General features: G+C 61.5%; 1 protein-coding gene. It reads right to left on the bottom strand.

The features are described from left to right. Nucleotides 1-8,353: non-ribosomal peptide synthetase (locus tag QMK32_RS24880; RefSeq protein WP_283478240.1), on the bottom strand; the 8,353-nt coding region annotated here is incomplete at both ends.

The raw sequence follows: 8,353 nt of genomic DNA, 5'->3' as shown, positions 1-8,353 counted from the left end.
CCCACCACACACCAACGCCACAGCATCCACACCCGCAACACCCACAGCAGAAGACAAAATCTCCGGCAACAACAGGCCATCCACCGACACACCACCACGCACCGGCACCAACAACTCACACTCGGACGCCGACAACAAATCCAGCTGTCCCATGAGTAGCTCGGGCGTGGTTGCGAACGCCGTCAACACGCGGACGATCCGCTCGACGATCGATTCGACCTGCGTCGAATCGAACAGTTCGGGTAGGTATTTAGCTTCGATATGGAGCTGTTCGTTCGCCATGGCGACCAATGTCAGTGGGTACTGAGCGGTATCGCTACCGTCCTGAATGTTCGCTACTCGCATACCCGCGATGTCGGTGTCATCGGAGAGCCCAGCCCGATCGACCGGATAGGACTCGAACACCGTCAGGGTGTCGAATGCGACAGCAGGCCCTACTGCACGCTGAATCTCGGTCAATCCGAGGTAGTGATGGTCCAGCAGGCCTGCCTGCTCTGCCTGCAACCGAGAAATGAACTCGCCCAACGTCTCCTGTGGATTTATCGTGACGCGGACCGGCAGCGTATTGATGAACAGCCCGATCATCGATTCGATGTCGTTGATCTCGGGCGGGCGCCCGGACACAGTTGCACCGAACAGGACATCTGTGCGCCCGGTCAACGTTGCAAGGACGGTGCCCCATGCAGCCTGGACGAGCGTGTTGACCGTAACCCCGCGCTCGCGTGCCACCCCGCGCAGTCGATCGGTGTCCGCGGCCGACAGGGATGTCAGGACACGCGCTGCAAGCGTCGACTCCTGCCGACGGCTTTCGATCGGTGTCAGCAGCGTAGGTTCGGACAGCCCGGACAACGCTTCGCTCCAGGCAGACCGCGCGCTCGCTGCATCGCGACGGCTCATCCATTTCAAATAGTCGCGATATGCAGGTACGCGAGGCAATATCGAGTCGTCACCATCCGTTGCGTACAACGTCAGCAGTTCGCGAATGAGCAGAGGCGTCGACCAACCGTCGATAAGGATGTGGTGATTGGTCATGACCACTCGCCACTCGCACGGATGGACGTCGATGAGCGTGAACCGCAGGAGCGGCGCCTCGGCCATGTTGAAGCGCGTAGCGCGATCGGTAGCCATGATGCGTTCGAGTTCGATCTGCGCCGCGGACTCGTCCAGTCCAGTGAGGTCGTATTCGTTCCATGGCACCTCGACGTCACGTTCGACGATCTGTACGGAATCGCCTTCCATGTTGTGCACGAAGGCAGTCCGCAGGTTTGCATGCCGGTCGAGAAGTCGCTGCGCGGCAGCCCGGAAACGTGCCCGATCCAGTGTTCCACCCAGTTCCAACACCAGCTGGACGATGTAGGCGTCGACGGACTGGTCCGACAACTCTGCGTGGAACAGCAGTCCGGATTGAAGCGGTGACATGGACCAGATGTCCACGAGCTTCGGATACCTGAACTCGATGTCGTCGATGGCCGCTTGATCGAGCTGCACCAAGTCGAGATCCGACGGGGTGAACCCACCGGCGTCGACACTGCGTGCGTGCCGCGCCAGGCCGGTCAAAGCCCGGACCCATAGCGCGGTCAGTTCCTCGACATCTTCGGAATCGAGCACGCCCGACGGAAAGGCGAAGGTGGCTTCGAGAACTGGGCCTGCCTCACCGGTCGTGGTCACCGCGTTGATGTCCAGTACCGCTGCTACCGGAAGATCCGAGTTCTGGACGTCGCCGATATCCGCGTCGTCGACAGGTAGCCAACCCACGTCACCAAGGTTGTCCGGGATGCCCGCGCTGTAGCGACCGAGATAGTTGAAGCTGATCTGCGGACTGGGGTGTGCGGCAAGCGCCTCCCGTGACTGCTCGTCGAGGTAGCGAAGCATGCCATAGCCGATACCGTGATCCGGTACCGCCAACAGACGTTCCTTGACCGATTTGATCAGGCTTCCGGCGGATACTCCACCGTCCAATGCATCGTCGATGTCAGTGCCGGACAAATTGATTCGAACTGGGAAGATGGTGGTGAACCATCCGATGGTTCGCCCTAGATCGGCACCGGGCACCACGTGATCTTCACGTCCGTGGCCTTCGAGGCTGACGAAGACCTCGCCGTCCACTACCTCGTCGTCCATTCCGCCTCGTGTACGGCGCCACGCTGCGATTGCCAACGCGAGTCCGGCCATCAATCCGTCGTTTACACTGCCGTGGAAGACATCGGGGATCGTGGTGAGTAGATCCTCGGTGACCGCTGCGGAGAGCTCGACGTCGATTCGCTCCACCGTGTCGTACACATCGACTGCCGGATCGAGCGGACGAGACCCGATCAATCTATCGTGACCGTCCAGCACCTGTTGCCACAGATCGAGTTCGCTGCGGCGATCGACAGCTTCATCTCGGAGACCGTGGGCCCAACGGCGCATCGATGTTCCCACCGGCGCGAGTACGGGCTCTTGGCCGGCGACTACTTGCGACCAGGCCGATGCCAAGTCCGGCACCAGAATCCGCCAGGACACACCGTCGACCACGAGGTGGTGGGCGACGATCAGTAACCGGGAAGGCTGTGAGCCTGCGTCGAACCACACCAACTGCAGCATCGACCCCGCGCCCGGATCCAACCGGCCCGCAGCTCGATCGAGTTCGGCCGACGCCAAAGTCGAGAATTCGTGACCCGAAGCCGAATCGACGCCTACGCGGCGGATGATCTCGGCGGCAGCGACCGCACCTTCGGGACGAACGTCCATCATCCATTCGTCTTGGTCGTGCTGCAGGCGAGCGCGAAGCATGTCGTGGTGGTCAAGCACAGATTGCACTGTGCGCTCGAGCACCGTTTGTTCGATGCCGGGTGGCAGTGTGAGCAATGCGGTCTGCGTATGACGATCGAACTGTCGAGTCCGCTCGATCATCCAGGACACGATCGGTGTCAGCGGGACCTCGCCGACTCCGCCGCCTGGAAGCTCCTCCAAGATCGCGGTGTCCGCGTCATCCACCGACAGGGCGACCTCGGCCAGCCCAGCAACGGTCTTGCGTTCGAAGACATCACGTGGTGACAGAACGAAGCCTGCTGCTTTTGCGCGCGAGACCAGTTGAATCGACATGATGCTGTCGCCACCGAGGGCGAAGAATGAGTCGTCGACACCTACATGATCGAGACGCAGAACCTCCGCGAATAGGCCGGCCAACATCTTCTCGACCGGAGTGTTCGCGTCTCGGCCGGACTCGGGCCTGTTGTCGAACGACGGCTGCGGTAGTGCTCGGCGATCGAGCTTGCCTGCGGGGGTCAGCGGAATGGCATCGAGTTCGACGAATGCCGTCGGAACCATGTGAGCGGGCAACGCTGCAGCAACCTGCTCACGCAACGCGCGCACATCGAACCCGGCATCGGCTGTCGGGAGTACATACGCAACGAGAATTGTGTTGCCCGCAGGCCCGGTAGTGCCGGCAGTCGTCACGAAGTCCACGGATGGATGCGCACTGAGCACACTGTCGATCTCGCCGAGTTCGATGCGAAAACCTCGGACCTTGACCTGTGAATCACTGCGCCCAACGAACTCCAACGCACCTTCGCGGTTCCAGCGAACGATGTCACCGGTGCGATACATGCGCGAACCGACCTCGTCGAACGGGTTCGCGACGAACCGCTCGGCGGTCAGCCCGAGACGTCCGTGATAGCCGCGGGCAAGTGCTGGGCCCGCGAGGTAGAGCTCACCCGGTACGCCGACCGGGACCGGATTCAACCGCTCGTCGAGTACGACTTCGACGAAACCGATTGTCGGGGAACCGATGTCGACGGGTTCCCCCGGGGACATGCTGGTGCTGATCGAAGAGAAGATAGTCGCCTCGGTAGGACCGTAGGCATTGAACATCGACCGCCCCGGTGCCCAGCGAGCAACCAATTCCGGAGGACAGCTGTCGCCACCGGTAGCGATGACCTCGAGCAGGGTCAGACCGATCGGGTCCACGGATGCCAGTGCTGCGGGTGTGACGAAAGCATGGGTGACCTGCTGTTCCGCGAGGAGCCGGCTCAGATCGGGCCCGCCGTACATCGCAGGGGGTGCGATCACCATGGTCGCTGCGCCGCCGAAGGCCAACATGAATTCGAGAATCGACGCATCGAAACTCGGGCTGGCGAACGCCAAGGTGCGCGAAGCAGGAGTGACCCGGAATCGGGTGCGCTCCTCCTCGGCGAGGTTGGACAACCCCCGGTGAGTGACGACGACGCCCTTCGGAACGCCCGTCGAACCCGAGGTGTAGATCAGGTAGGCGGCGTCGTCGAGTCGCAGCGGCCGAAGGCGATCGACGTTGCGAACCGCATCACCCGAGTGTTCGGCGATGGCGACCATCTGGTCGGCGTCGTCGAGCAACACCCAGGTCGTCGCCGAGAGCCCCTGCAGCTGGGGCGCATCTGATGACGTCGTGAGACCGAGGACAGCTCCCGAGTCGGTCAGCATGTGTTCGATACGGTCAGCTGGATACGTCGGATCGACGGGGAGGAATGCAGCACCAGCCTTGGTCACAGCCCACAGTGCAACGATGGTGTCCGCCGAACGCGGCATGGCCAGCGCCACTACCGCGCCGGGACCTGCACCGAGGCCGACCAATGCTCGGGCCAGCTGCGATGAGCGGATATCGAGTTCTCCGTAGCTGACGACGGCGTCTTCGAACCACAGGGCGTCCGCTGCAGCACCCGCTGCACTGACTGCCGCCGTCAAGATGTCTGGAAGCAGTCGTGCGTCTTCTCCTGATGCACCGCGGACGGGCGCCAGCGCATCTCGCTCCACGGTGGAGAGGACATCGATATCCCCGACGATGATCGTCGGTTGGCCGGTCACTATATGCAGAATTTTGAGCAGACGAGTCGCGAACACCGATACGGTCGACGAGTCGAATAGATCACTCGCGTACCGGAACGACGCATCTATACCTGCTTGACGACCCGAATCATCGAAGGACTCCGAAATTGTCAGCTGGAGATCGAAGTTCGCAATGGCATTGGCAAGTTCGATCCCCTCGATCTCGAGGTCCGGCAAAGTGATGTTCGGCCGATCGGTCTGCTGGAACTCGAGCATGACCTGGAACAGCGGCGTGTACGAGGTCGATCGAGCGGGGTCGAGCGCATCGACTACCCGCTCGAACGGGATGTCCGAGTGCGTAAAAGCTGAGAGGTCCGCAGTGCGCACCGTGTCGAGCAGAGTGTCGAAGGGAGCAGATCGGTCGATCTCGGTACGCAGCACCAGCGTGTTGACGAACATGCCCACCAGGTCGTCCAGAGCCGCGTCGCCACGTCCCGAGATTGGTGTACCGACCGAAATGTCATCGGATGCAGACAATGTCGACAGCAGCACGGTGAGAGCTGCGTGAACGATCATGAACACGCTGGAGTCGCGAGATGCCGCCAGTTCGGTTATCGCGCGGTGAAGATCGACGTCGATGTCGAAATCGATCTGAGCGCCTCGGAACGACGCTTCCGCCGGGCGAGGCCGGTCGTACGGAAGTGCGAGTACATCCGAGGCGCCGGACAACGAGTTGACCCAGAAGGAGAGTTGAGTCGACATCAGCGATGCCGGATCGGACTCCGAGCCGAGAATTTCACGCTGCCACATAGAATAGTCCGCGTACTGGACGGGTAGCGGTGTCGGAGTGGGGGCATCGCCACCAGCACGAGCGCTGTACGCGACGATGAGATCGCGGGCGAGCGGAGCCGTGGAGAAACCGTCGGAAGAGATGTGATGAACGACGAAACCGAGAACGTATTCTTCCTCGTCGACCTCGATCAGTCGGGCGCGAACGGGAACCGAACGTGACACATCGAAGCCGGTGCCCGCCATCTCGGTTACCAACTCGAGCACGTGTGCAGCTGATTTCGCTGAAATCGGTGTCAGGTCAGGTAGCGCTTGGTGGGATTGAAGAATGGACTGGATCGGCCCGGTGTCGGTCAGTGGGAAGACCGTGCGCAAGGACTCGTGCCGATCGATCACATCGCCGATCGCACTGCGCAAAGCGTCGATATCCAGGCGACCGGTCATCCGCATAGCGAAGGCAACGTTGTATGCGGCGGAGGAAGTGTCGTACTGATTGATGAACCACATTCGCTGTTGCGCGAGCGACACCGGGATGGATTCTGGGCGCGCTACCGACGTCAAGGCCGGCCGTGCATCGGTCCGGTATCCATGGGACTCGGCGGTCTCGGCCAACGCTCGGACTGTCGGCCCGTCGAACAGATCGCGCACTGTCAATGTCGAACCGAGAGCAGAGTTTACGCGTGCCACCAGACGCATGGCCACCAGCGAGTTGCCACCCACTTCGAAAAAGTTCTGGGTGACTCCGAGCTGGGTGAGACCGAGAAGATCGGCGAACTCTGCAGCAATGATCTCCTCGACCGGGTTCTGCGGGCTGACCAGCTCGACATCAGCAGTTCCGAATTCTGGCTCCGGGAGCATCTTTCGATCGAGCTTGCCGCTCGCATTCAAAGGGAACTCGTCGAGTTCGATGAAGAGAGAGGGAACCATGTATGCGGGCAACGACTCCGCCAGCGCTGCGCTCAGTTCGGCGCCGTCGACTACTCGCCCGCGTGCAGCGACCACGTAGGCAACCAGAACCTCGCCCGTTGCTTCGTTGCTGTGGACGATCGCGACTGCCTGGGCAACGGACTCGTGGCGCAGCACAGCAGCTTCGATTTCCGGCAGCTCGATACGCAGACCACGGAGCTTGACCTGGAAATCGGTACGACCGATGTATTCGAGGTTGCCGTCGGCGCGCCATCGTACGAGGTCCCCGGTGCGGTATATCCGAGCGCCTGGCTCCCCGAACGGATCTGCGATGAACCGATCCGCGGTGAGATCCCCGCGTCCGACGTACCCGCGAGCAAGCTGAATACCGGCGAGGTAGAGCTCACCGGGTGCACCGATGGGAGCCGGCTTCAGTGACGCATCGAGAACGTAGACCCGCGTGTTCCACACCGGTGCCCCAATCGGGACAACGGTGGGATCTGTTGCGGCGCAGTGGTAGGCAGTGACGTCGACCGCAGCCTCGGTGGGACCGTACAGGTTGTGTAGATCCGCACCGGAGAAGTCTGTGAACACGCCGACGGTTGCCGGCGGCAACGCCTCCCCGCTACAGAACACCAGCCGCAACGACACGCAGTCGTCGGAATGTGCACCATCGGTGAAGACAGCCAGCATCGACGGAACGAAGTGCACCGTGGTGATGCGCTCACGGAGAATCAAACGCGAAAGGTATTCCGGGTCGCGGTGCCCATCCGGTTCGGCGATGACGAGCTTCGCGCCGATCTGCAGAGCCCAGAAGAACTCCCACACCGACACGTCGAAGGTTGCAGGAGTTTTCTGCAGCACATTGTCCGACGGCTCGAGGCTGTATTCGTCCTGCATCCACAGCAGGCGGTTGACGATTGCTTCATGGCTGACCGCAACACCCTTCGGGCGCCCGGTGGACCCCGAGGTGTAGATGACATAGGCGGTGTTTCGTCCGCTGATCGCACTGTGACGCTCAGCGTCCGTCACCGGATCGGTAGCCCGGTCCGAGACGTCGATCAAATCCACGGCGAGCACTGGAGTGGCCACAGGGACGTTGATCCAGTCCCGACTGGTGGTCAGGATGCACACCGGATCAGCACTGTCGATGACATAAGCCGAGCGATCGGTCGGGTGGTCCGGATCTATCGGGACGTAGGCACCGCCCGCCTTGACGATTGCGTACATTCCCACAAGTAGATCGATCGAGCGCCGTATAGCGAGCCCGACGTGGGTTTCCGGACCCACCCCGAGTGAAATCAAGTGACGTGCAAGCTGATTGGAGCGGTCGTCGAACTCGCGGTAGGTCACGTGTTCGTCCTCGAAAACCAAAGCTATCGAGTACGGGCTCCGGGCCACCTGCAAATCGAACAGGGTATTGAGCGTCGGATCCGAACCGACCGTCGCCGGCAGGACGTGATCGGTTGCGTTCCAATCTTCTAGAACGGTCTCGCGCTCGCGTCGCGACAGGATCTCGACATCGCGGAGCGGGACGGTCGGAGACTCGCATATCGAACGCAGCAATCTGAGGAATCGATCCACGAAGTTGTCGATGGTAGATGCATCGAACAGTTCGGTGGCATACGTGAATGCTGCTGGGAGCGAACCCGATCCCGTTGCGGCTTCATCGACCCGCAGCTGCAGATCGAACTTGGTCGTTCCGGTCGACAATTCCTCGAACGCGACGGCGAGGCCGGGCAATTCGAGGTGTGCGCTCTGGTTGTTCTGGAACTCGAGTAGGACCTGGAACAGTGGTGAGTGATCGGTGGAGCGTGTCGGTGCCAGGGCGTCGACGAGTCGCTCGAATGGGATGTCGGTGTTGTCGAAGGCAGCGAGA

Source organism: Rhodococcus sp. H29-C3, from assembly GCF_030063405.1.
In the GTDB taxonomy this organism is placed as follows: Bacteria; Actinomycetota; Actinomycetes; order Mycobacteriales; family Mycobacteriaceae; genus Rhodococcoides.
Note: the sequence above shows the minus strand (reverse complement) of the source record. Positions and strands in the feature narration are given on the sequence as shown.